Source organism: Thalassotalea euphylliae (assembly GCF_042682785.1).
Taxonomy (GTDB): Bacteria; Pseudomonadota; Gammaproteobacteria; order Enterobacterales; family Alteromonadaceae; genus Thalassotalea_F; species Thalassotalea_F euphylliae.
Genome location: NZ_JBHUIB010000003.1, coordinates 431,419 through 454,376, shown reverse-complemented (window position 1 = coordinate 454,376; position 22,958 = coordinate 431,419). Strand labels below are relative to the sequence as shown.

The following is a 22,958-nucleotide window of genomic DNA, read 5'->3' as shown; positions in this document are numbered from 1 at the left end:
TTTCATTTTCCAATGTGCTAGACCAATAAGGAAATTCTTGCATGTCATCTAAATCATTTGCCGAACTAATGCTTTTGGCAGCCATATGGGGCGCGAGTTTTCTTTTCATGCGCATAGGTAGCCCAGAGTTTGGGCCTTTGCTATTTATGGCACTTAGAACACTCACTGCTGCGCTATTTCTCACGCCATTTATGGTACTCAAAAAACAACATTCACAACTGCATGGTCGCTGGCATCAGGTGTTTATTATGGGAGCATTCAACACAGCAATCCCCTTCGCCTTGTTTGCGTATGCGGTATTAAGTTTATCAGCAGGGGTCACGTCTGTACTAAATGCGACAACCCCTATATTTGGCGCTATCGTCGCTTTCTTTTGGTTAAAAGACAAGATTACGCCTTTGGCGATGATTGGCCTAGCACTCGGTTTTATCGGTGTTTATGTACTCATGTCAGATAGGCTTGCAGCCGATGCGCAAAGTACATTTTTGCCAGCTTTAGCATGTCTAGCTGCAACGTTTTGTTATGCTATTGCTGCAAATTATACCAAGCAATACATGAGTGACATTAAGCCTCTGGCACTTGCCGCAGGCAGTCAAATTAGTTCTGCAGCGATGCTGCTTCCGCTCGGGCTTTTCTTCTTACCCAATACAATGCCTTCGGGTATGGCGTGGCTGGTTGTTGTCGTTTTAGGGGTGCTGTGTACAGGTCTGGCCTACATTATCTTCTTTCGCTTGATAGCCGATGTTGGGCCGACAAAAGCGATATCTGTGACTTATTTAATTCCTGTATTTGGTTTAATGTGGGGCAGTATTTTCTTGGACGAAGCCATAACACTAACTATTATCGCTGGTTGTGGCTCCATTCTAACAGGGGTTGGACTGACAACCGGGTTTATTGGCCGTCGTCGATAACTTTGTATGGCAGTGCTGATTGCGCTGCCATAAAATGTTCCTCAGTAAGTAAATATTCCTGCTCAATAAAACGTTCAATAGCCCCCACAAAACTTGGGTGGAATACTTGGTAGCTCCCGTATACATAAACAGGTTCAAAGCCTCGTTTTATTTTGTGCTGCCCTTGAGCGCCAGCATTAAAACTGGACAACCCTTTTTCAATACAGAGCTCAATACCTTGATAATAACAAAGCTCGAAATGCAAAAAATCAAACTCAGCTAAGCATCCCCAGTATCGTCCATACAAATGTTCATTATCATGGAAAAACAGTGCCCCAGCTATCAACACGTCATTGTGATATGCGAATACCAGCGTCGTCTGACTATGCATCGACTTACCTATTTCCCTAAAGAATGATTTGTTCAAATAGCCAAAATGGCCGGACCGCTTTTGGTAGGTGGACACATAGAACTGGTGGAATTGATGCCAGTCTTCAGCACTCGCTTGTTCACCTGCAATACGCTTGATCGTAATTTCGTTTTGTTCAACTTTTTTTCGCTCTTTCAGTAACGACTTTCGCTTGCGTGCCGTCAGTGTCGCAGTAAAGTCCTGAAACGATGCATAGTTTCGATTAAACCAATGATATTGCACGTCTCTGCGCGTTATCCATCCATGGTCACGCATTTGGTTTTGTTGCGCTTTGGTTAAAAATAACAATTGAATCGTCTGAAGATGATTAGCCTCGGCATATCGAGCGAAGAGCGATGTAACATAAGTCAAAATTTCAGCTTGTATCGCTTTACTATCTGTTGCGAAACCTATGCGATTCGCGCCAACAGGTGTAAAAGGCACTGCCCCCAGCAGCTTAGGGTAATACTCAATACCATGCTGTTCATAGGCTTGTGCCCAGCTCCAATCAAATAAATATTCGCCGTAGGAGTGCCCTTTTACATAACAAGGCATGGCCGCTACAACTTCATCTTCTGCATTACTGATCACTAAGTGGAATGGCTGCCAGCCGGTATCGCCTGAAACACAACCTGACACCTCCAGCGCAGCGAGAAACTCATACCTTGTAAATGGATGCTGAGTGCCAAAGCACGTATTCCATTGGCTCGGAGAAATTGTCTCGATGGATTGATGAAACTGGTGCGTTAAACTCATGAATAATCTGCGTATTGCCTTTACCGTATTAGCTTATTTAGCGCTAAATGCTTATTGTTATGCACAAAAAAGCCATGCGCAAGCATGGCTTTGTATACGTTTAGTCGTTCGCTATTGTTTATACACCTTGCCACCTTTCATGACAAAATCGACATCCATTAATTCTTGAATATCTGCTAATGGACTGCCATCAGTGGCAATAATATCTGCATGCTTACCCACCTCTAACGTACCTAAGGTTTTGCTCATACCAGCGAGCTCAGCGGCATTGAGTGTAGCTGCTTTGAGAACATCAGCGTTTGTCATACCAGCTTGTTGCATCAAAATAGCTTCTTTCATGTTAGTGCCATGCTTTGACACGCCACTATCTGTACCAAAAGCAATTTTGACTCCTGCCTCATAAGAGCGTTTAAAGTTCGCTAGCATATCAGCACCTACTCGAATAGCTTTCTCCTTGATAGGCTCAGACATAAAGTTAGATGTTTTCGCCATACCTACCACGGTTTCGCCAGCAAGCAAAGTGGGCACCAAGAAAGCCCCTGTCTCTTTAAAGAGCTTAATGCTCTCTTCATTTGAGTAGCTGCCATGTTCAATACTATCTACTCCGGCGCGAAGCGCAGCATTTATACCTTCAGCCGCATGAGCATGGCTCGCAACTTTTCGTCCTAGTCCATGCGCTGTTTCAACAATTTCCTTCATTTCATCATCAGTCATTTGTTGACCAGTACCCGTTGTCGTATCTGATAACACACCACCAGTTGACGCTATTTTTATCGCATCAGCGCCGTATTTAATGGCATATCGAGTCGCTTTACGACATTCATCAACACCATCACACACTGTTTTTGGGGTTTTCATTGTCAATAAGTCTGGTGACATACCGTCAACATCCATATGACCGCCGGTAATGGTTACCGCTGTACCAGCAATGATACGAGGGCCGTCAATCCAGCCCTTGTTAATACCGTCACGTAAGGCAAACATTTGCTCTGGTTGGTTACCCAAATCACGAACTGTCGTTATGCCAGACATTAGCGTTCGTTTTGCAAACAGTACGCTTTTCATCGCTACATCAGCATCAGACATTTGTACGGTTTCTTTATGGTTATTGGGTCCCAATTCACCATGCAAATGCACATGCATATCCATAAAGCCTGGCATAACAAAAGATGATGACAAGTCGACAAGCTTCGCTTCTTTGCCGTATTTTTCTACATTAACGAAGCCTTTTTTAACGGCGATAATTTTGCCGTTTTCAACGATTACCGAGTGCTTCTTAAGAGGCGATTCACCGGGAATAGCCAGCAGTTCACCTGCATGTATAACTTGCGTTTCAGCAATGGCTTGGCTAGAGAGAAGAGTAGAAAGTGCGAGTGCAATTGAAGAGAAAGGTTTGATCATCGACTTCATGTTGCTTCCTTAAGTGATTTTCGTGTTTTTATAGTTTTGATTTACCTTAACAGGTTAGACCAAAAGCGCAATTGCACCGAACCTAATATTGCTGCAACTTATCGCTTCACGACTTCATAGCTGTTTCACAACGGTATCTGTCAGCATAACGCATCTAGCCAATGTTGCTGCCAGGCTACAGCAATCACGTCCTCTTTTTCAGGTAAGGCTTCTGCCACCACAGGAAGTATGACTAATTGGTGCTCCCTCGCCCAATAGTCTGGCACGATAGCTACAAAGCCACCGGTTTTAATGAGTTGAAGGAGTACATTATGATCATTAACGGTTATCGGCATTTTGCGTTCGGGTAGCGTTCCTAACCAACCGTCACACCCCCTACCTCGTTGCTCACCGCAAAAAGGAGAACGTTCAGGCACGGCGAAATCTAATTCTGCTAATTGGTCAGCACCTATTTCACTGCATTCACCCACAATTGCGTGCGTTTTACCAACCGCAAATACCTGTTGAAATTCACCCAACACCTGTGTGTGCAGCATATCAGGTATTTGATGCTCTATTTCGCGCGTAACGATGGCAATATCTGCGTTGCCCTGCAACAAAGATTCAAGTGATTGCTGCTCGTAAAAACTTTCGAAACTAATATTGGATGTTCTAGCATTCAGCAGCTCCCTTGTCGTTACACTGGCCCACTTACTCAATAAAATTGATGGACCAACTACCTTGATTTTGTCTTTCGTCAAATTGCCGATCAGGGATTGCGCTTCATCTATTTGCTTAACTGCTGCTAGTGCATAAGGCAAAAAGCGACGTCCATGAGCATTGAGAATAAGTTGCTTACCACTTCTGAGAAACAGCTGTGTCGATAGTAGCAGTTCAATACGCCTGAGTGCCTTTGACATTGCACTGGGCGTAACATCAAACTCTGCAGCTGACTGCTGCATATTTTGGCTTTGCGCCAATGAAATAAACTTTTCTAGGTCGTCTGTATTCATGTTTCAGGCTGTATGGCTTAATTACAATAACCATTTCCATTTTGGAATCAATATTGACTTATTGCAAACGATTCCACATTTATGATGCGCTAAACTAGAAACAAATTTCACCAAGGATCCTATCAATGCCATTACTTTTTTCTCGAATACTACTTAGCGCTTTATTTATTAACCTGTTAATTTCAATGTCAGTGCTGAGTGCAAATCACGAACACCACTCTCGTTTTGGTACACATGGCATGGCGCTCATGAAAGTCGACCAATGGATCATTGCTTCCCATATGCCGCTTCAAAATTCGATGCACGACCATCAGATTATTTTCACAACGAAAGTTGATCAAAAAAGCGAAAAAACAACATTAAATCTGTTAGAAAACAATCAACTGGTTAGTATTGTGCCTGAAAAATTTGACTTGGTAGCGCTGATTGACGGGACGTTAAAGTCGTTCAATGCAAGTGTTGTTGCAGGTCACTTTGAGCGCGGTGGAAAAACACAGATTGCGGAATCATTATTCGTGGTTGATAACCCGCTAATGATTGCTGACGCCTCAAAACAGCAGGAAAATGGCACGTATCAATTAATAGAGCTTGATGAACAAAATGTGTTAGCGATCCACAAGATCGCAGCTAACCCAAGCTTTGATCACATTGTTTGGCTCAAGAAAAAGACGCTTGATGCGCTTTCTTCAACAACCATTACAACATCTGGCGTGCAGTTGAATAAAGCGGTGTTAGAAACAATTGATATGCCACTTACATGGCAGAAACAGCTTTACCTAGAAACGAAAGATTTTCAGTAATAGGATGATAAATATTTTCTAAATGTAAAAATTATAAAGCCGCTCTTCCATTTCACATTAAAGCAAACAGAAGAGCGGCTTTGATACAGTAAGCTAGCTGCAATTAGTGCTGATGACCACCAACGCCGTGTGCGTGACCGTGCTCTATTTCTTCTTCTGTCGCATCTCGCACATCAACAACTTCAATATCAAACGTTAACGTTTTGCCTGCCAACGGTGGGTTTAAGTCACACGTCACCATGAAGCGGCCTGCTTTTAACACCGTTACTTGACGGTGGCCTTGCTCCGTGTGAACCACAGCAACCATGCCGGGCTTCCATACTTTCGCACCCTGCAAATGCTTGACTGGGATTCTTTGTATAGCGTCTTCTTGACGCTCGCCATAAGCATCTTTTGGCTCTAGCGTGATAGTAAATTTATCACCTGCCACTTTCTCGCTTAACGCGTTTTCTACACCTACAATCATGTTGTTGTGCCCATGAAGGTATGCCATTGGGTCGCCATTTACAGAGCTCTCAATTTCTTCACCCGACTGATCGGTCATTGTGTAGTGAAACTGAACGACTTTATCTTTTGAAATTTGCATAAGTTTTTTCGGTTATCTATAGCGCAAAAAGTTACGCGCCTACATTAAAAGTGAGCGCAGTGTAGCAGATATCGTTGGTCAATGGTAAACGCCGCTTAGCAAACAAACTCGAAGCTGCAGTACATCAAGACACTTGATTATAAAACGGACTCACTGTTCGCTATGCCAACAATAAAAGCACAACAACACTGACTACAATGAGCATCATGCCCACGATTTCTTTCACTGAGATAGATTCTTTGAACAGGCGATACGTTAAGATCAGGGTAATAAAAAACTCTACTTGGCCTAACGCTTTAACGTAAGCAGCCGTTTGATAGCTAACTGCAGTAAACCAACCAATGGACCCCAACAAACTGGTGATGCCGACAAACAGCGCTAAGCGCCAATTCACCAACATATAACCCAGCTGTTTGCTGTCTTTTAGCAAAAGATAGGCAATAGACAGAAGAGACTGTGCGGTAATCAAAAACACTAAGGTTACTGCTGCTGCAACCATGGGATGGGTGTTTAGCACCAAGTTAGACTCTCTTATCAGCAAGGTTGTTATAGCAAGACCTAAGCCTGACGCTAAACCGTATCCAGCACCGGGATTCATAAAGATGTCGCGTACTGAAAACTTTACTTTAGAAACAAGTATGACGCCGACCACGCCCAAGATAACAGACAGCCAACCGAAGCCACTAAGTGGTGCAGCAAACAAGAGTGCGCCGATAATAGCCACCTGTATGGCCTCTGTTTTCGCGAGGCTAGTTGCTACAGCAAAGTTTCGATATTGGAAAGCTACAACTAAGCACGCCGTGCCAATTAACTGAGCAAAGCTGGCAATCATTGCATATTGGAGAAAAGTGCTATTTAGCCGAGGTAATTGAACTTGATAATGTTCAAGTGCCCAAAACAAATATAACCAAGCAAAAGGAAGCGCAAATATATAACGAACACCTGCTGTAGCTATCGATGATAAATGCGTTGAAAGTTGTTTTTGGCCTGCTGTACGTATGGCTTGCATAAAAGCTGCAAGCAATGTGAACGCTATCCATGTATCCATGCGAGTTCCTCTGTTGAGAGCCAATTTTACGCACAGGATAGCCACGAAACCAATGATAAAACGTTATCACTGGCATTACACAAATCAATAACTGTGTAATGCCAGACACTGATTTCTTGCGCCTACGAAGTTAAACTTGTGATAGATACGGTAGAGCCATGTCGTGAAGGTGTTACATCGATACGTTGCGCCATTTGCTCTTTAAGTTCAGACACGTGAGAGATTACACCGATCATTCGCCCTGTTTGTTGCAAATCCACAAGTGTTTGAACCGCAAGATCGAGTGATTCTGGATCTAAACTGCCAAAGCCTTCATCAATAAATAAAGTGTCCAACCGAATACCGCCACTGTATGACTGGACAACATCAGAAAGCCCTAGAGCTAGGGCTAGTGCAGCCATAAAAGATTCACCACCCGATAGCGTTGCAACATCTCTTGATTTGCCGGTATAACCGTCTTCAACCATTAAGTCTAACCCTCTGCCTGCAGCCCCTTTGAAGCCCTCAGTTTTACGTGCAAGCATGTAGCGGCCTTTACTCATCAAAGATAGTCGTTGGGACGCCTGAATAAGCACATCGTCTAGCAACACTCCCAGCACAAAACGGTGTAAGCTAATGCGACTTCCTGTTTTGCCGCTAGCAACGTCATATAAGGTACCAAACACTTTATAATCAGCTTCTAACTTGGCATTTTTCTCATGCAAGCCGATTATTTGTTTGCGAACGCTCTCTATTTTTTCCATTAGTGAGCGCGCATTATCAAGCTTTTGGCGCTCTATATCATAAGTTTGTTGGGCATGGGTAAGTTGATCTGTTATCGCTGACAAATCAGGTTTTATTTTGTCCTGTAACGCCAAATTTAAGTCAGCTAATGTTTGCTCTAGCTGAGTCTGTTTTTGCTTGAAAGCTTCAACTTCTTGTTGCCATACGTGCTGGTCTTGTTCAGAAGCCTTGTTTTGTATGAAATGGGATTCGTCTTCAAATACACTGCCTTGCAACGAGTTTTGCCATTCATTTTGCATTTGCTCGTGCTTTTCTTGTGCGTCATTAAGCAGTTGCTGATGCGTATTGAGTTCATTTTCAGCCTGCGTCTTAGCAATTAGCGCTTGTTGATATGATGCATTGGCGGTATCTAACCCGTTGACGACACCCTCAATGTTTTTGGCAATTAAGGCGATTGCTTGCTCCAGTTGAATAAGCTCATGAAATTCGTTACCCAGTGCAGCAATAACCTTGGCTAATTGCGCGTTATTTGCCAATACTGTTGAATCGTTTACGGCTATTTGATTCTGTAAAGCAATAATTTTACTCTCACCATCTGCACAACGCTCGTGAAGTCTGTTGACGTGTTCAGTCATTTGTTCAACATTGATCAACTGCAAACTCTGTGATTGCTGACTTAGTATTGCTATTTCTGACTGAATGTCACCGCTTGGTAATTGAGCGCGTTCCCCTAACTCGCTACCAAGCTGATTCAGCTGTTGCTGGTATTGCGCTATCAATACGTTGTGTTGCTCAAGTTCACTCGACACCTTGTGTAGGCTGGATTGAGCGTCTAACGCCTGATTACGAGCAAACTGTACCTGTTCTTTCGTGACTTGCTCGCCTGCAAATGTAGCGGGCATAGGATGTTCATGACTACCACAAACCGGGCACGCTTGCCCTTGTTGCAAACGCTGGGCTAGCACCGCGGCTTGCGCGTTGTGCCAACTGAGCTCAAGCGTATCTGCATGATTAACCATTTGCTGTAAATGATGTTGGGCTTGGTTTACCAAGTCTTGCTTTCCAGCCACTTGAGCATTTTGTTGATGCAATGTTTGTTGTAACGCCGCAAACCGCTCTAAATCTTGAACCAACCGCTGCTTTTGTTGAATTTCAGCCTGAATGGCAGATATTTTAGCGACATCGATTTTCGCCTGCTCTAGCGCTTGTTGTGCTTGGGTTGCTTCAGCAGCAAGCTGCTCTTTAAAGGCTTGATACTTTGTGAATGTTTGCTCGTGTTGTATTTGCAGCTTTTTGCCTTCTGCAATGGCTTTTTCAAGGCTTATTTTTTCAGCAAACTGTCCTTTCAGGCCCTCTAACGAATAAAGTCGTTCTCTCAATTGAGGAAGTGTAGCTTCCTCAAGTTTGGCAAGTTTTAACGCCTCTGCTTTTTCTTTTTCTGATACTGTTGCAGTTTGCACACCAACAACCAGTTGCGTTATTTTTTGTGAAAGATCTTCAACTTGTTTTGTTGCAGCCTGAACGTTAGCAAAGGGTAATGTCAATTTGTTCGCATGTTTTGATAAGTCCAAGCGCCGTTCAAATTCTTTTACTCTTTCTACCCCTTGCTTGTGTTGCATTAATGCTTGTTGTGCTTGTTCTTTTTGCCTAAAACTTTGAGATAACACTTCTGCTTTTTGGCGGTTAGTTTTTACTAAGTTCAACTGCTCTAACGCATTTTGTTCGGCTGATTTGGCGGTATTGAATTGTTGTGATAACACCTCATGTTTTGACATCAATTCGGCTTGGGATGAAACCTCTGCTACTTGCAATGCACCTCTAATCTGGTTGTCGAACTCGTTCTTTTCCTTACTGATTTGACTCGCTTTGTCTTTTAATGCAAATTCTATTTTTTTGTATATGTCTGTTTGGAACAGTTGGCCAAAAATCTCTTCACGCTCTTTGGATGAAGCCAATAACAACTCTCTAAACTTTCCTTGTGGCAACACCATGACCTGTCGAAATTGCGTTTCACTTAAGCCGATGATATTGGCCACTTCGCTTTTTACTTGTCCGGTTTTGCTGGTGATAAGCAACTCTTGTGTTGAAACATCATATAGAAATGCACTGTGTTTCTTCAGTGTCATGCCTTCGCCGCGGGCTTTAGGTGCTTCTTGCTCAGGTGAGCGAGTTACGCGATATGTTTTCCCGTGCAGTGAAAACACAAGGGTGACCTCCGTTGGCAACTCTGGCGACGCCATGTCACATCGCATTTGAATACCTTGGCGCTCATTCCCCGTTGTTTCGCCATACAGTGCAAAACAAATGGCATCAAGTATCGACGTTTTACCAGAGCCTGTAGGACCATTAATAAGAAAAAGCGGATTACTGCCCAATTTTTCAAAGTGAATGGTCTCTGTTTGCGCAAACGGTCCGAATGCTTGCATAGATAGGCTGATAGGTTTCATTGAACGCTCTGTTTACTGCACTGAAGTGTGGGAGGAAAGTTGTTTAATAATATCGCCGATAGCTTGGTCTTGCTCTGGCGACAATTCGCTGTCTTGCGCTTCTAAAAAGAAGTCTCTGAACATGTCAATTTCACTTCTGGCAAGTTTGGCCTGAGCCATTTCTTGCTCAATACCGATAAGCATACCAGGCTTTTCCAAATGAAGAACATTTGGATAGACAGCGCGGAGTTTCTCCATGGGGTTTAAAATAGCGTGTTTGTCCATCAAGCGGACTAATAGATAATCTTCGTTATTAGGATCTGTTTTTCCTGCTTCAATCACCGCTTCAAGCTCACCTTCAATAATGCGCATTTGATGCGGCGCTGTTAAATCGATATGTTCTGCACTAACAAAACCTTGCTTATTGATTTCAACTAACGTTACCCCTTTTTTTTGGTGTTGCTCGCCAAAACTATATTTCATCAGTGAGCCAGAGTAGCGAATAAAGTCTTCACCTTTTTTCTGTGGTTGGTGCAGATGGCCAAGCGCAACATAGTCAAAATCAGTGAAGTGTTCATGACTTACTCTATCCGAGCCCCCAATTGACAGCGGGCGCTCTGAATCAGATTCTATCGCTCCATCAACAAAGCAATGGCTTATCAAGATGTTTCGTTGATTGTCAGTAAACTGTTCTGCAATTTTTTCAGTAAGATGTTTATGTGCATCATCGTGACTGGACGCTGCTACGCCAAATGCAAACCGCACCTGTTCTGGGTCGTTATATGGCATACCATAAAACGCCACTTCGCCAGCATCTTTAGTTTTGATGACAACAGGGTTAACCATATCCTCAAAGTTACTAATGATGTTTAAACCTGACTGCTTCATTTGTTCTGCGCCAAAACCTAAGCGTTCAGCGCCATCATGGTTGCCCGAGATCAAGATCATAGGTGTTTTGAGTTCGTTGCAGATTCGATTTACTACGGTATTTAGCAGTTCGATTGCCGCTGTCGGTGGCACGGAGCGATCATAAATATCACCGGCTACAACAACAGCATCAACCTGATGTTGTTCAATGTAATCGGTTAATTGTTCAAGCACCGCTTTTTGGTCTTCAAGCAGCGAAACATTGTGAAATTGACGACCTAAATGCCAGTCAGAAGTGTGCAGGAATTTCATGCAAACGCTTTGTAATCTTTTTCGCTAATTCTACCGAAATGTTTTACATAAAACACAATTTACTTTTATCTATTTTTTACACATATTTGCTTTGTAAAGAATCGTAAGACTTGTTGACGAAACAGTCACTTAGCGACTACCTTAAAGGGAATGGTTATAATATAACAATGAGGCTATACAGCCATGGAAGCGTTAAATTTTCTCGCAATTTTCGTCGCAGCAATAACGAGCTTTATATTAGGTGGACTTTGGTATTCACCTGTACTCTTTGGGCAAGCTTGGGTTGAAGAGTCAGGCTTCGACGAATCTCAAGCTGAACATCCTACTCAAGTATTCGGTTTGTCTTTTTTATTTGCGCTAATTTCTGCATTTGGATTCGCATTGTTGCTGGGTCCCGAGCCTACGTTGTTGTTTGCAATACATCACGCCTTACTCGTTGGGTTTGCACTGGTGGCAACCAGTTTTGCAATTAACTACCAATTTAGTCATAAGTCACTCAAGTTATTACTTATTGATGGCGGCTATCACCTAGGGCAGTTTTTACTTTATGGGTTAGTACTAGGGCTGTGGCACTAAGCCGAATAATGCTCTTTAAATACGACATCAACAGTTAGCCATTAAATGCTAACCGTTCGGTTTAAGTATCACCTTCCCGTCACTTTTATGTTCAGCATAGTGATCGATAGCTTGATAGAAGTCCTCAAAGCCCACGGTTTTATATATATCCGTTTCGAAAATGCCATCGGCAAAAAGCTTCTGAACTTTTTTACTTAATCGATAGACCTGCCAAGGCTTGGCATTCCCGATATAGGTTGCCAGCCAAAATCCCTCAATTCGAATATCTCTGAAAATTACATCAGCAACACTAAACATACCGCCCAGAGGGTCATGCGTTTCAGTTAATCGACCATAAACAATAGCCGTCGACCCTTTAGGCATATTTTTTAATACCAGTGGGGTATCCTGACATGCAACAGCATCGAGTAAGACAGATGCGCGATGGTTTTTACAGGCAAGTTTCAAATTCACTTGAAAATCTTCCGCTGTTGTTAATAACACCTCATCTGCACCCAACTCATTTAATACAGCGACATTGCTTTGACTGCGCACAGTAGCGATGGTGGCGAGTCCTTCCTGCTTTGCGTAACGGATAACCCCTTTGCCCACTTGACTGGCTGCTGCATTAATGACGATAGCCTTAGCGCCTAACGCTTTAGCTCTCTCAACCATACACACTGATGTGCACGGATTTACAATGATGGTTGCAGCTTGTTCATCTGGAATGTCGTCCCTTAGAGGCAAGCAAAAGTTAGCTTTGGTGATGGCATATTTTGCCCAAACACCATCAATGCTTGGTTGTGCCGAAATAGCGACGCGCTTTCCTTCAAGCCATTTGCCATATAGCCCCGCATTTGCTTTTACAACAATGCCACAGCCTTCAAACCCTACATAAGCACCGTCTTGTGGCGGGAGTCCGTATTTTCCCATCAAGTATACTAAATCTGACGGGTTTACAGGTGTCGCTAACATTTTGATAAGTACTTGCCCGCGCTTAAGTTCAGGAACCTCCTTTTCAACGAGAGTGATCCGCTCTGACGAGAGTGCTTCCATGTTATCAAGTAACTTTAAGCTAAAACCTTTATTCATTTTTTCCATGTGACTATTTTTCTTGTTGTTAATTGTTTATTCACTATCTGCGACTAATTGGATGATATGGTCGCCGACAAGGTATGCTTCATCAACGGGCTCTAGATTGTTGTAGGTGATCAATTCACTGATACCGTCGATATATGCCTGTCCTCGCTCCGAGTATTTATCTAATGTCTCTACCAAACCAAGTCCTGTAATCGCTTGATGTTGTTGCCTAAGTCCGGCTCTTTTATCGCGAAGTTTTTGATAAGCATGGCCTGTATTAATGTTGAACATATACCCTTTGACTGAATCAAACGGCGTATCAAATCGAGCCAAACCATAATTACCAAGTTCTTTTCGTTGTTGTTTGGGGATCATACCTTGGCCACTAAAATCCCATTGGCCAAAAAAGGCATTGCCTTCAACGGTGAAACGCGACGTAGCCCACCCACTCTCTTCAGCTGCTTGGGCAAGCGCCAGTGATGGCGGCACAATATCTATGCGATTTAATAGCTGTGACCTTTCATCTGCGCCCAACCCCGCGCTCTGACTCCCTTTTTCAATGACCTTATACTTTATGGCCAACTGCTTTAATGGTTCAGAAGACAACGGGGCATTTTTCGCCAATTCGCGTTCAGCAAGGATCTCTTCATTCGACATTAAAATAAGAGGAGCCATCAAACGAAAAAACACTTGCTTTTTCTCATCGACAGGCAGGTTTTTCGACCCTTTTTGCCATCGTTCAGTAACACCATCAAATGTTAATCGTGGTACTGCACGGCTACCTTGCGTCCATGCTTCAGAGTTGTATTGATACTTGTCAAATAAGTCAGTGAGATCATCAAGCGACTTAATATGTACAATCTGTGTTGGCTTAAGCGTTTGCTTTACCTGCTCTTCATCTTTACTAGGACTACAAGCGAATAAACAGAGTGCAATAAAAGTAAGCGCGATATGTTTTAAGTGAAGTTTCATAAGCAATGCCAACTAAAAGCAGATATATTCTATTTAAGTATTAGGAGTTTAGCGTATGCAATATAAAAACATTAATTCGAACAAAATAAAATCTATTGCTTTAGTTGCTCACGACAACATGAAAGCCAATCTCATCGACTGGTGTAAAAAATATCAAGACAAGCTAAACCAGCATAAGCTTTATGCAACAGGCACAACAGGTGCGCTCATTCAACAAAAGACGGGCTTAGCGATTGAAGCATTAATCAGCGGTCCGCTAGGTGGCGATCAGCAAATTGGTGCGCTGATTACCGAGCAATCAATCGATATGTTGATATTTTTTTGGGACCCTTTAGAAGCACAACCTCACGATCCAGATGTAAAAGCGTTACTAAGACTAGCTGCAGTTTGGAACATTCCCGTGGCATGTAATCAAGCGAGTGCAGACTTGTTGATCAACTCTTCCTTGTTTGACCAAAGTTACGAAAGATCAATTCCAGACTATGACAGTTACTTAGCAAAACGAACCTAAACGCGACATGTTTGGATACATTTCGTGCTGAAGATGCCACTTATCCCATATATCTTTCAATTTGTCCCAAGGCATCTTTTTAAGGAGGGCGAGTGTTTGCCATACTAAAAATGTCAGAACAATATATGAATTTAAATACTCTCTGGATCCATATATTCGATGACAATTGAGGCATGTAGTATTGTGTTTTGATCTGTCAATGAAAGCACAAATGATGACTATGGGGGATGACGTTTATCCCCCTTTTTTTATGCCTAAATACTGTGCTTATCGCTCTATTGGTTAACTGTCACCCAATAATTCATCTAACTTCGACTTATTTCTGCGAGACAACGTTAAGTTTTCACCGGACTTAAGCACGACCGTGTAATCACCATTTTCATTAGAACGTAACTCACTGACACTGCTTCGTCTGACAATAGTTGAACGATGGATACGCACAAAGACTTTCGGGTCGAGCTGATTTTCTAGGCTTGTCAGCGTTTCACGATGAAGCACGGGTTTGGTTTCAAACAAATGCACTTCAGCGTAATTACCCGCGCCTGCGATATAGTTTATTTGTTCCACATCCACCAACCGAATACGGCCCGGATCTTTTACTACAAGGCGACTCTTGTATGGTTTATCCTGTTCATCAACCATATGCTGAATGAGCTGCCCTACTTTCTTAAAATCACTCGACCTGTTGCCTGCTAGTTCTTTACGTGCACGATTCAGTGCCGCATAAAACTTGTCATCATCAAATGGTTTCAACAAATACCCTATCGCATTTAGCTCAAAGGCAGTAATGGCAAATTGATCATAGGCCGTTGCAAAAATGATCACCGTGTCATTTGGTAGCTCTTCTGCTAATTCTATCCCAGTTTTTCCGGGCATTTGAATATCGAGAAAAACAATATCTGGCTTGGTTGTTTTAAACACGTCAAGTACCTGGTTGCCATCTTCGGCTTCAAATACTTCACCAATGTCTTTCTGATCTTTTAACAATAATTTTATTGTTTCTCTGGCCAACGATTCATCGTCAGCAACCAGTACTTTAAGCATCCAATACTCCTATCGGTAGGCATAGATAGGTTTCAAAATATCCGTTATCCATGGGGGTTAATGTTAATTGAAAATCATATTCATACAGCTTTTCTAAGCGTTTTCGACAATTGCTTAAGCCAATTCCAAAGCCCTGATGTTCATCTTTTTCAGGTATTTTGTTGATCAGTTTTACGTGCAAGTAATCATCTTGGCAGTAAACATCTAGACGCAACTCATTCTTATTGCTTTCCAACTGTGAGCCATGCTGAACCGCATTTTCGACCAAAGGTTGAAGCAACATGAAAGGAACATCCAAAGTTAAACAATTCGGATCTACGTTGACCTGCGTCGTTAATTTATTCTCGAATCTCATCCGTTGAATAATTAGATAGCTTTCAATAAATTCCATTTCTTGTTTTAACGAAATCAGCTGGTGACGTTGATTTTCAAGAACTTTTCTTAGCATCGAGCTCAGCTCGCTTAACGCTTTAATCGCATTCGGTTTATTGTCCAAACGAATCAAGCTTGCAATGGTATTTAGCGTGTTAAACAAAAAATGTGGATTCAGTTGAGATTTCAACGATTGTAGTTCTACCTGCAATAGTTGTTCGCTCAGCTCTCTGTTACGTTTACTTTGTTGACGTGAACGCGTGTAATACGTATACGAATACCCTGAACATAGCACTGCAATATAGACAAGAAAGTCCATGTGTAATGGGCTCAACATAAGTTGCGCAAATGACTCACGTAATGCTGAAATTGACAATGTGCCTTCTGAAATAAGTGACACCTCAACGATAGTTAAGCTCCAATAAAAACAGAAAAAGACCATCATAACCGCTAGCGTTTTAGCGATAAATTTATGCAAACTGTTCCCGTCAAATGAAATCATTTGCGTGCTGGCGATGATAAGAGGAGCAATTAACGCCCAATTGCCCCACCAAGGCAAATACTCAAGCCAAACATCTAACCAATCCACCTGTCGGTTGAAGTGCAAATTCATCCGATAACTATTGGTCGCAGCAAGTGAGTTGAGCAGTAACCAAAATACGATATTGCCAAGCCAAAAATAACGCGATGGCAAATTTTCTATTAACGATTTAAACATAACCAAAGGCACCACATGTCTATGGAGCATTATTCTGATAATTCATAAAAAATTGCAACTTTTGCCTATAATGCCCTGCTAGCTCCAACTGTTGCAAATACATTTTTCAATATAAATCAATAACATAAAAACACCTCTTTTCCCTTAAACGCCAGTAAAAACGGTACTTTTAGCCGTTTAACTATGGCTACTGTCCTGTTATCCCACAAATTCAGCCATTGGCGTATTTGCTAATGTCGGCACCTTCTCGCAGGAGTAAGTTGACCATGGTTCATCTCTTTGCTGCATAGGAAGCAGTCATGTTCGCAAGAGGAACATCATGATTATAACTAAACAGGGAGAATCTCATGTTTAACAAGTCAAAACTGACCAGTGCTGTTCAGTTTGCGTTGTTATTTGGTGTTAGCGCAAGCGCAGCATATATTCCAAACCAAGCATTTGCTCAAGAGTCAGAGCAACAAGTCGAAGAAGATATAGAACGTATCGCGGTAACCGGCAGTCGTATTCGACGACCAGGCGCGGTTTCTGCAAGCCCAATAATGTCTGTCGGCGCACAAGAAATTGAAATGTTGCAGACGCCACAAATAGAAGAAGTTCTTAGAAATCTGCCTTCTACCATTCCTGGCGATGGTGCCAGTGTAAACAATGGTACGGCTGGTGCTGCAACCGTCAACTTAAGAGCCTTAGGGACGCAACGTACGTTAGTGCTCATGAATGGCAGACGTATGATCCCATTCAATTTCAACGGTGTGGTTGATACAGCCTCTGTACCTGTTTCACTGGTTGAGAGCATTGATGTAGTCACAGGTGGTGCATCCGCAGTTTACGGCTCAGATGCTATTGCTGGTGCTGTAAACTTTGTTATGAAGAATAATTTTGAGGGCGTAGAGTTCCTCTACAATTACTCAGAAACAGAAGAAGGCGATGGTGAAACAGACAGTCTAGCCTTAACACTAGGCTCTAGCCTAGATGAAGGCCGAGGTAATGTCGCTATTTCAATGAATTGGACTGATCGCAAACCAGTCATGCTTGGCGACCGCCCTCTGGGTGTTTTAGGTATAGCAACCGCGTCTGGAGGCGGCTATGAAGAATTTCTTAATGGTGAAGGTCCGGTACCTCCACACGAAAACTGTGGTGGTCCAGACGTAACCACTTTTGAAAGTGGTGGTGGCTCTACGACATCAATGCCAACAAGGTTTGCTATTGTAGGCGCAGGGGTTAACGGCCAGTTCCGTGAAGACAGAACACTTGGCGATGACTGTAGCCGCTTTAATTTCAACCCCTATAATTTCTACCAAACGCCACAAGAACGATACGGCGCAACGACGATTGCACATTATGATGTGGCAGAAGAGCATACCGTTTATGCCACAGCGATGTTTAATAATACTCAAGTTAAACAACAAGTTGCTCCTTCAGGGACCTTTGGAGAAACCTTTAATATCCCGCTTGCTAACCCGTTTATTAGTGATCAAGCACTTGGCTGGATTCTCGAACGTGCCAACCAAGCACGTGAAGACGACCTTTTAAATAATGGCGTAGAGAACTGGCAAGACATGAATGGCAATGGTGTTGTTGACCAAGAAGACTACCTGTTAGTTCAGCTTCGCCGCCGCACGCTCGAACTTGGACCACGCTCGACAAACTATGAAACACAACTATTTCAGTTAGTCGCAGGTATCGAAGGTGTCTTATACGACGATTGGGAATACGATATTTCTTTCCAATATGGTGAATCAAACCGTACCAATATAAGTGCGGGTTACACCAACGTTAAGAACATCCAAAAAGCACTCGACAGTACTGACGGTGTTACCTGTAAAGGTGGTGACGCAACCTGTGTTCCAATCGATCTTTTTGGTGGTTTCGGCACAATTACACCTGAAGCTGCAGCGTACTCATCTGCTACTGCGTTAATCAAACAAGAATATGAACAGGAAGTGTTTACAGCAAGTGTTAGTGGCCCGCTTAACTTTATAGAGCTACCTACTGCTGGTGTGCCAATGAGCCTTAGCTTGGGCTACGAGCATCGCCGTGAAACGGGTGAAACCATTCCTGATGAGTGCCTTAAAGAAGCGCCCTCGAGCTGTTTAGGTGGCGCTGGCGGTAACACTTTACCAATTAAAGGTGGCTTCAAAGTTGAAGAGCTGTTCTTCGAAGGTGTCTTACCGATATTTGATGGCCAGTTCATGGCGGAAACTCTGGACTTAGAGTTTGCATACCGTAGTGCAGACTATGACTCAGTTGGTAGCAACGACACATGGAAAATTGGTTTAAGCTGGCGACCTGTTGAGGACTTACTCATTCGCGTTATGGATCAAGCAGCTACACGCGCGCCAAACGTTGGTGAAATAGCAGCACCTGTCGTAACGGGGTTGAGCAACGCTTTGCTAGACCCATGTTCAGTAGCAAATGCTGGCAACATTGATGCTCGCCTACGTGAGCTGTGTATTTCTACGGGAATGACAGATGCACAAGTTGGTAAAGTGCAAGACGTAATTTCTGGGCAAGTCAACGCCTTCCAGGGCACAAACCCAGAGCAATTGCCTGAAGCAGAGGAAGCAGATACATTCACTGCCGGCTTTGTTTATACCAATGATGATTTACTCAACCTTGAACTGTCAGTTGATTACTACGACATTGAAGTTGACAATACGATCGGCACCTTTACAGCTCAGCAAACGTTAGATGCGTGTTATACCTTCGGTGTCACTAGCGAGTGTGAAAAAATCGTTCGTATTGGCGGCGACTTAACTATTTCTGGTGCAGGTATTCAGACTTACACCACCAACCTAAGTTATCGCCGTGCAGAAGGTTTAGAGATTGGACTATATTTCAATGTCGGTATGGAAGATTGGGGCGAACTTAATTTTGCCACCAATGTAAACCATTACTTGACCAATGAAAGGCAGTCTTCTGAGGTTTTACCGATTATTGATTGTTTAGGTATGTACGGAAATAACTGTTCACCTACACCTGAAACCACTTGGAATCAGCGTGTTAGCTGGAACATGGATGACCTAACAGTATCACTACTTTGGCGCCACTTGAGCTCGATCGATATGGAAGAAGTCCAAGCAGAGGGATCATTTGAAGAGTTCAGATCGATAGACTCGTATGACTACATCGATCTATTCGCTAGCTATAACCTGGGTGAAAATACCAAGTTAACCTTTGGCATAGACAACATTACGGAAGAAGATCCACCCGTTGTTGGCGGTGAAGCTGGCTCTACGGCTTTCAATTCAGGTAACACCTTCCCAAGCACATACAGCGCACTGGGCAGAATATTCAAAGCAAGCGTTAAGTTTACTTTCTAGTATTCTACATAATAAAAAAGCGAGCTTTACGCTCGCTTTTTTGTTTGTATGTAAACAACAAGCACCTAATATTGTTTGTCGATTCTCACCGTACCATTGGCTAAATACACCATACGGACGTCATCACCTCTGCTAAACAGCATGCGTCTGTCATAGTCTTGAACCACCATATAGTCATCGCCCTGCTCGGTGCGGATCATAAGCTCAACAAGGTGTAACTCACGGACTTCTGATTTACGCCCTTTTTTATCAACCACTGCTGCACCAATGATACTACCGAGCACAGTCGCTATATCACGACCACTACCGTCGCCTATTTGATTACCTAGTACACCACCAATTAATGCCCCACCAAAAAGCTCCCAGCCGTTTGCACGATCTTCAATAATCTCTCGTTCGGTGATCTGACGTACCGAAGTTACATGACCAAAGAGCACTTGCTGAACAGGTACCGCTTTGTTGCGCTCATAATCAGCAGCAGTTGAATGGGTCATAAACCCCGTTATTAAGCACAGAAAAAATAAAGGTACCAGTTTCATCAGTGACTCCTTAATCTACCAAAAGTAGCTTGTTACCAGCCCACACTGGCTTTTTCACGCGTTTTACGTATTTCCGTTTCATCGGCCCATTCGATAATACCGCTTTCTAAATCCATTAAACGCATTGTGAATTTATAATATACGTCTTTCTTGTCAGCATTGGCTTTTACAATGCTAGACAAGTTGCCGTATAGCATGTATTCAGCACCTATCTGCTTACCAAACTGTATAGCTTTGGTTGGATCAACCAAACCGCCTTCTTGTTGAAACTGTAGCTGCTTTTTAACTGACTCAACACGAGACATGTCAACAAAGCGGAATTTGCCCGAACGCAATACCTTTGTTGAAATTGAATCAGTAATTGACTCAGTATCAATATGTTCACTGGTTTTATTTTTGATGCGCTCAACAAAAACAACTGGGCGTTTATTTTGCGTCAGCGAACCAATCACCGGTGAGGCGATCAATGAATCAGTCATTTCATTCGCTACTTTTTGTAAATCCGTTGAGCCAAAGTTGATATCAGTGGTTTCAACAGCAGTAGCGTCGCCATAACTTACCACTTGCTTGCTAGAACAACCTGCTAGTAATGCTATTGAAATTGCTGATGCGATAAAAAGTGTCTTCTTCATAATTAGTTCCCGTCAAATTCATATGCCCGTTTGTGGGCTTCTCGCACATAAAACTTAAATGATTTCGCCTGTGGAGAAGGCGCAATCCCTACTAAACTTTTCTCTTGGCCCCCATGCAGTTCTAGCGGCTTCCAAGCTTGTGATTCAGCTTCAACTATGTAGCCTTGTTCATCAAACCAAGTGAACTGATACTGCAATGTTTGGGTGTACCCGTCTTTATTTTTCAGTTGCACATTACCTTGAAGGAAGCCGTTGGTCTGCTTGCCTTTCACAGAGGTAATGGCGAGCAACTCAGCTAACTCTTCATTGTCAAACGTTGACTCAGACAGCAATTGCTGATCGACTAGCCTCGCACTCACGCCAATGCCTGCGGTTATCGGAGGTGGGCTGCTACATGCGGCAAGGCAAGCGGCTAATAAAAACCCCGTACCTATTTTTTTGAAATTATGCGCCATTGTTTTTTCCTGTTCTCTCTATGCTACCTTGCGTTAAAGTGTCACGGTGTTAACGTGTGACAGTTGACCGACTTGCGTCACTAACATCAGTGTAATTTTACCAGCCTTAATTTGAATATCTGTCGCTGGTATGGTGCTCCCACCAAGTTTGATTGAATGTGTTCCTGCCTTAAAACTAGTTCTCATCACTTGGACGTCACTCGGTAACGTTAACCAACTGCGAGTATCTGCGCGTTCAGACGCTATCGAGTAGAGACCAGCTAAAATATTGCCGACATCGCCACCTTCTTTGCTTAGCTTGCGCCTTACTTGTTCTTTCGCTACCAACCGTAAAACTTGCCTCGACAGCATGCCAGTCATACTATCTTGTAGTTGTTTGGCGACCAAAGCTTGCAAATTAACAATGGGCTGCGTCTCCAAAATTTCAGTATTCTGTTCAAGTAGCAAAGGCTTTTCTACAAAATTACTAACCTCATAAGACGGAATAGCAACACTATAAAAACGCATATCATTACCACTAGTAAATATAGGCAGCCTAAGTGACTTTTCTACTTTGGCGTCTATCAAGCCTTGCTCATAGATAACAACCAATTGCCCTTCATCTGCCCCAAATCTCTTTGCGTTAACGCTGAACTGTTTCTTAAATGTTTCAAGGTCAGTTTGCATACCTAACTCTGAACCTAACCTTAATATATCTCTCTGCAAATACTCGTTATCAGGATAGATTTCTACAGCACGTTTATAATCAATATAAGCATCATTCAGTTGGCCTGCTGCTTCATACAGAACACCAGATAAATAAAACGTATAAGCGTTTTGAAAACCATTTTTAACGTCACCAATGCGTGAGTTTAGTGTTGCCGCGGCGTTGTTGATGTAGCTCGGATCGATACCAGCTTCATTACTCGCCTCAAGAAGTTCACTTTCATAGCTTTTCAATGCTTGTTCTTGAATGAAATTTGCACGACGAACTTCAACTAACGCTCCTTCCAAGTCCCCCTTAAACGCATAATTTAATGCTTGGTAGCTGTGCATCATGCTTTGCTCATACGCTGGAGGCTGATAGCTAATAGCGTTATCGTTAGTGACTAGGGTATTAAACTTTTCAACCCCTTTACCCAGTCTGACTTTTGCTTTAGCTCTCTCCTGCTCTAGCGCTTGGTAACTTTGATCAAACCACCATTGGCTTTGCTTAAAGTCCTGTGCCAAGAATGCTAAACGACCTTGTTCCAATAACGCGAGTTGGTAATTGGTATTCCCCGGCTTGGGTTTGTCGGCTTTAGCTTGCGCACCGTCAATATCTCCTGCAGTCAGCGCCTGACGCACAGGCTGCTGACTTGTCGCGTAGTCAGAAAATAAGTTATTTAATTGAAGAGACGCACAACCGGACAACAGGGCGGCAAAACAAAACACTAAGCCTTTTTTTACGTATTGCGGCATTAACAACAACAGTCCTTATCTATGGAATACCTTGAGTTTATTAAGGTGTTAATGAATGGTTAATGAACATGGTAACTATAGTGCAACCATCGAGAAAACAT

Annotated in this window: 20 protein-coding genes; 5 read left to right on the top strand and 15 right to left on the bottom strand. The window is 42.9% G+C overall.

Going from position 1 to position 22,958, the window contains the following annotated elements:
• Window positions 1-41 precede the first annotated feature (41 nt).
• Window positions 42-911, top strand: a complete 870-nt coding sequence (locus ACFSJY_RS09295; RefSeq protein WP_386033549.1) for a DMT family transporter — start codon at window positions 42-44, stop codon at window positions 909-911.
• On the opposite strand, the gene ACFSJY_RS09290 is transcribed toward ACFSJY_RS09295, so the two are convergent.
• The 3 genes from ACFSJY_RS09290 to ACFSJY_RS09280 all read right to left on the bottom strand — a co-directional run bounded on the left by ACFSJY_RS09290 (window position 892) and on the right by ACFSJY_RS09280 (window position 4,457).
• Window positions 892-2,055, bottom strand: a complete 1,164-nt coding sequence (locus ACFSJY_RS09290) for a GNAT family N-acetyltransferase (RefSeq protein WP_386033547.1) — start codon at window positions 2,053-2,055, stop codon at window positions 892-894. The two genes, ACFSJY_RS09295 and ACFSJY_RS09290, sit on opposite strands and share 20 nt — an antisense overlap.
• A gap of 111 nt (window positions 2,056-2,166) precedes the next feature.
• Window positions 2,167-3,465, bottom strand: coding sequence for a metal-dependent hydrolase family protein (locus tag ACFSJY_RS09285; RefSeq protein ID WP_386033545.1), 1,299 nt, complete (start codon window positions 3,463-3,465; stop codon window positions 2,167-2,169).
• Between the two features lie 140 nt (window positions 3,466-3,605).
• On the bottom strand, window positions 3,606-4,457 hold the full coding sequence (locus ACFSJY_RS09280) for a LysR family transcriptional regulator (RefSeq protein ID WP_386033543.1): 852 nt from the start codon (window positions 4,455-4,457) through the stop codon (window positions 3,606-3,608).
• Window positions 4,458-4,582: 125 nt separating this feature from the next.
• Between ACFSJY_RS09280 and ACFSJY_RS09275 the strand changes: the two genes are divergently transcribed.
• The gene (locus tag ACFSJY_RS09275; RefSeq protein WP_386033541.1) at window positions 4,583-5,257 is read left to right on the top strand and encodes a hypothetical protein; all 675 of its coding nucleotides are present in this window, start codon (window positions 4,583-4,585) and stop codon (window positions 5,255-5,257) included.
• A gap of 103 nt (window positions 5,258-5,360) precedes the next feature.
• On the opposite strand, the gene ACFSJY_RS09270 is transcribed toward ACFSJY_RS09275, so the two are convergent.
• The 4 genes from ACFSJY_RS09270 to ACFSJY_RS09255 all read right to left on the bottom strand — a co-directional run bounded on the left by ACFSJY_RS09270 (window position 5,361) and on the right by ACFSJY_RS09255 (window position 11,219).
• Complete coding sequence (locus ACFSJY_RS09270; protein ID WP_386033539.1) at window positions 5,361-5,843, bottom strand: FKBP-type peptidyl-prolyl cis-trans isomerase; 483 nt, start codon at window positions 5,841-5,843, stop codon at window positions 5,361-5,363.
• 160 nt (window positions 5,844-6,003) lie between these two features.
• Entirely contained in the window at window positions 6,004-6,891 is an 888-nt protein-coding gene (locus tag ACFSJY_RS09265) for a DMT family transporter (RefSeq protein ID WP_386033537.1), read from the bottom strand.
• A 122-nt stretch (window positions 6,892-7,013) separates the two neighbouring features.
• The gene (locus ACFSJY_RS09260; protein WP_386033535.1) at window positions 7,014-10,061 is read right to left on the bottom strand and encodes an AAA family ATPase; all 3,048 of its coding nucleotides are present in this window, start codon (window positions 10,059-10,061) and stop codon (window positions 7,014-7,016) included.
• Window positions 10,062-10,073: 12 nt separating this feature from the next.
• Complete coding sequence (locus ACFSJY_RS09255; protein ID WP_386033533.1) at window positions 10,074-11,219, bottom strand: exonuclease SbcCD subunit D; 1,146 nt, start codon at window positions 11,217-11,219, stop codon at window positions 10,074-10,076.
• Window positions 11,220-11,402: 183 nt separating this feature from the next.
• On the opposite strand from ACFSJY_RS09255, the gene ACFSJY_RS09250 reads away from it, so the two are divergent.
• Window positions 11,403-11,795, top strand: coding sequence for a DUF1761 domain-containing protein (locus tag ACFSJY_RS09250; protein WP_386033531.1), 393 nt, complete (start codon window positions 11,403-11,405; stop codon window positions 11,793-11,795).
• Between the two features lie 48 nt (window positions 11,796-11,843).
• Here ACFSJY_RS09250 and ACFSJY_RS09245 read toward each other — a convergent pair whose 3' ends face one another.
• Both ACFSJY_RS09245 and ACFSJY_RS09240 read right to left on the bottom strand, forming a co-directional pair.
• Window positions 11,844-12,875 (bottom strand): zinc-binding dehydrogenase, encoded by a 1,032-nt coding sequence (locus tag ACFSJY_RS09245; RefSeq protein WP_386033529.1) that lies wholly within the window; start codon window positions 12,873-12,875, stop codon window positions 11,844-11,846.
• Window positions 12,876-12,902: 27 nt separating this feature from the next.
• Complete coding sequence (locus tag ACFSJY_RS09240) at window positions 12,903-13,826, bottom strand: glucosaminidase domain-containing protein (RefSeq protein ID WP_386033527.1); 924 nt, start codon at window positions 13,824-13,826, stop codon at window positions 12,903-12,905.
• Between the two features lie 55 nt (window positions 13,827-13,881).
• Between ACFSJY_RS09240 and ACFSJY_RS09235 the strand changes: the two genes are divergently transcribed.
• The gene (locus ACFSJY_RS09235; RefSeq protein WP_386033525.1) at window positions 13,882-14,337 is read left to right on the top strand and encodes a methylglyoxal synthase; all 456 of its coding nucleotides are present in this window, start codon (window positions 13,882-13,884) and stop codon (window positions 14,335-14,337) included.
• Window positions 14,338-14,619: 282 nt separating this feature from the next.
• Here ACFSJY_RS09235 and ACFSJY_RS09230 read toward each other — a convergent pair whose 3' ends face one another.
• Both ACFSJY_RS09230 and ACFSJY_RS09225 read right to left on the bottom strand, forming a co-directional pair.
• Window positions 14,620-15,381, bottom strand: coding sequence for a LytR/AlgR family response regulator transcription factor (locus ACFSJY_RS09230; protein WP_386033523.1), 762 nt, complete (start codon window positions 15,379-15,381; stop codon window positions 14,620-14,622).
• On the bottom strand, window positions 15,374-16,471 hold the full coding sequence (locus tag ACFSJY_RS09225) for a sensor histidine kinase (protein WP_386033521.1): 1,098 nt from the start codon (window positions 16,469-16,471) through the stop codon (window positions 15,374-15,376). The genes ACFSJY_RS09230 and ACFSJY_RS09225 overlap by 8 nt, the downstream gene beginning before the upstream one ends.
• A gap of 347 nt (window positions 16,472-16,818) precedes the next feature.
• Here ACFSJY_RS09225 and ACFSJY_RS09220 point away from each other — a divergent pair, with 347 nt between their 5' ends.
• Window positions 16,819-19,791, top strand: coding sequence for a TonB-dependent receptor domain-containing protein (locus ACFSJY_RS09220; RefSeq protein ID WP_386033518.1), 2,973 nt, complete (start codon window positions 16,819-16,821; stop codon window positions 19,789-19,791).
• Window positions 19,792-19,856: 65 nt separating this feature from the next.
• On the opposite strand, the gene ACFSJY_RS09215 is transcribed toward ACFSJY_RS09220, so the two are convergent.
• The 4 genes from ACFSJY_RS09215 to ACFSJY_RS09200 are packed head-to-tail and all read right to left on the bottom strand — an operon-like array spanning window position 19,857 to window position 22,857.
• Window positions 19,857-20,330 (bottom strand): outer membrane lipoprotein, encoded by a 474-nt coding sequence (locus ACFSJY_RS09215; RefSeq protein ID WP_386033516.1) that lies wholly within the window; start codon window positions 20,328-20,330, stop codon window positions 19,857-19,859.
• A gap of 32 nt (window positions 20,331-20,362) precedes the next feature.
• A complete protein-coding gene (lpoB, locus tag ACFSJY_RS09210) occupies window positions 20,363-20,962 on the bottom strand; it encodes a penicillin-binding protein activator LpoB (protein WP_386033514.1) in 600 nt (199 codons plus the stop codon).
• Between the two features lie 2 nt (window positions 20,963-20,964).
• Window positions 20,965-21,417, bottom strand: coding sequence for a YcfL family putative periplasmic lipoprotein (locus tag ACFSJY_RS09205; protein WP_386033512.1), 453 nt, complete (start codon window positions 21,415-21,417; stop codon window positions 20,965-20,967).
• Between the two features lie 33 nt (window positions 21,418-21,450).
• Window positions 21,451-22,857 carry a COG3014 family protein gene (locus ACFSJY_RS09200; protein ID WP_386033510.1) on the bottom strand — a complete coding sequence of 469 codons (1,407 nt, stop codon included), beginning with the start codon at window positions 22,855-22,857 and terminating at the stop codon, window positions 21,451-21,453.
• Window positions 22,858-22,958 lie beyond the last annotated feature (101 nt).

Coding starts and splice junctions, on each gene's coding strand:
- ACFSJY_RS09240 (WP_386033527.1), bottom strand. CDS start 13,826: ATGAAACTTCACTTAAAACATATCGCGCTTACTTTTATTGCACTCTGT.
- ACFSJY_RS09280 (WP_386033543.1), bottom strand. CDS start 4,457: ATGAATACAGACGACCTAGAAAAGTTTATTTCATTGGCGCAAAGCCAA.
- ACFSJY_RS09230 (WP_386033523.1), bottom strand. CDS start 15,381: ATGCTTAAAGTACTGGTTGCTGACGATGAATCGTTGGCCAGAGAAACA.
- ACFSJY_RS09290 (WP_386033547.1), bottom strand. CDS start 2,055: ATGAGTTTAACGCACCAGTTTCATCAATCCATCGAGACAATTTCTCCG.
- ACFSJY_RS09200 (WP_386033510.1), bottom strand. CDS start 22,857: ATGCCGCAATACGTAAAAAAAGGCTTAGTGTTTTGTTTTGCCGCCCTG.
- ACFSJY_RS09245 (WP_386033529.1), bottom strand. CDS start 12,875: ATGGAAAAAATGAATAAAGGTTTTAGCTTAAAGTTACTTGATAACATG.
- ACFSJY_RS09295 (WP_386033549.1), top strand. CDS start 42: ATGTCATCTAAATCATTTGCCGAACTAATGCTTTTGGCAGCCATATGG.
- ACFSJY_RS09270 (WP_386033539.1), bottom strand. CDS start 5,843: ATGCAAATTTCAAAAGATAAAGTCGTTCAGTTTCACTACACAATGACC.
- ACFSJY_RS09260 (WP_386033535.1), bottom strand. CDS start 10,061: ATGAAACCTATCAGCCTATCTATGCAAGCATTCGGACCGTTTGCGCAA.
- ACFSJY_RS09265 (WP_386033537.1), bottom strand. CDS start 6,891: ATGGATACATGGATAGCGTTCACATTGCTTGCAGCTTTTATGCAAGCC.
- ACFSJY_RS09275 (WP_386033541.1), top strand. CDS start 4,583: ATGCCATTACTTTTTTCTCGAATACTACTTAGCGCTTTATTTATTAAC.
- ACFSJY_RS09285 (WP_386033545.1), bottom strand. CDS start 3,465: ATGAAGTCGATGATCAAACCTTTCTCTTCAATTGCACTCGCACTTTCT.
- ACFSJY_RS09215 (WP_386033516.1), bottom strand. CDS start 20,330: ATGAAACTGGTACCTTTATTTTTTCTGTGCTTAATAACGGGGTTTATG.
- ACFSJY_RS09250 (WP_386033531.1), top strand. CDS start 11,403: ATGGAAGCGTTAAATTTTCTCGCAATTTTCGTCGCAGCAATAACGAGC.
- ACFSJY_RS09255 (WP_386033533.1), bottom strand. CDS start 11,219: ATGAAATTCCTGCACACTTCTGACTGGCATTTAGGTCGTCAATTTCAC.
- ACFSJY_RS09220 (WP_386033518.1), top strand. CDS start 16,819: ATGTTTAACAAGTCAAAACTGACCAGTGCTGTTCAGTTTGCGTTGTTA.
- ACFSJY_RS09225 (WP_386033521.1), bottom strand. CDS start 16,471: ATGTTTAAATCGTTAATAGAAAATTTGCCATCGCGTTATTTTTGGCTT.
- ACFSJY_RS09235 (WP_386033525.1), top strand. CDS start 13,882: ATGCAATATAAAAACATTAATTCGAACAAAATAAAATCTATTGCTTTA.
- lpoB (WP_386033514.1), bottom strand. CDS start 20,962: ATGAAGAAGACACTTTTTATCGCATCAGCAATTTCAATAGCATTACTA.
- ACFSJY_RS09205 (WP_386033512.1), bottom strand. CDS start 21,417: ATGGCGCATAATTTCAAAAAAATAGGTACGGGGTTTTTATTAGCCGCT.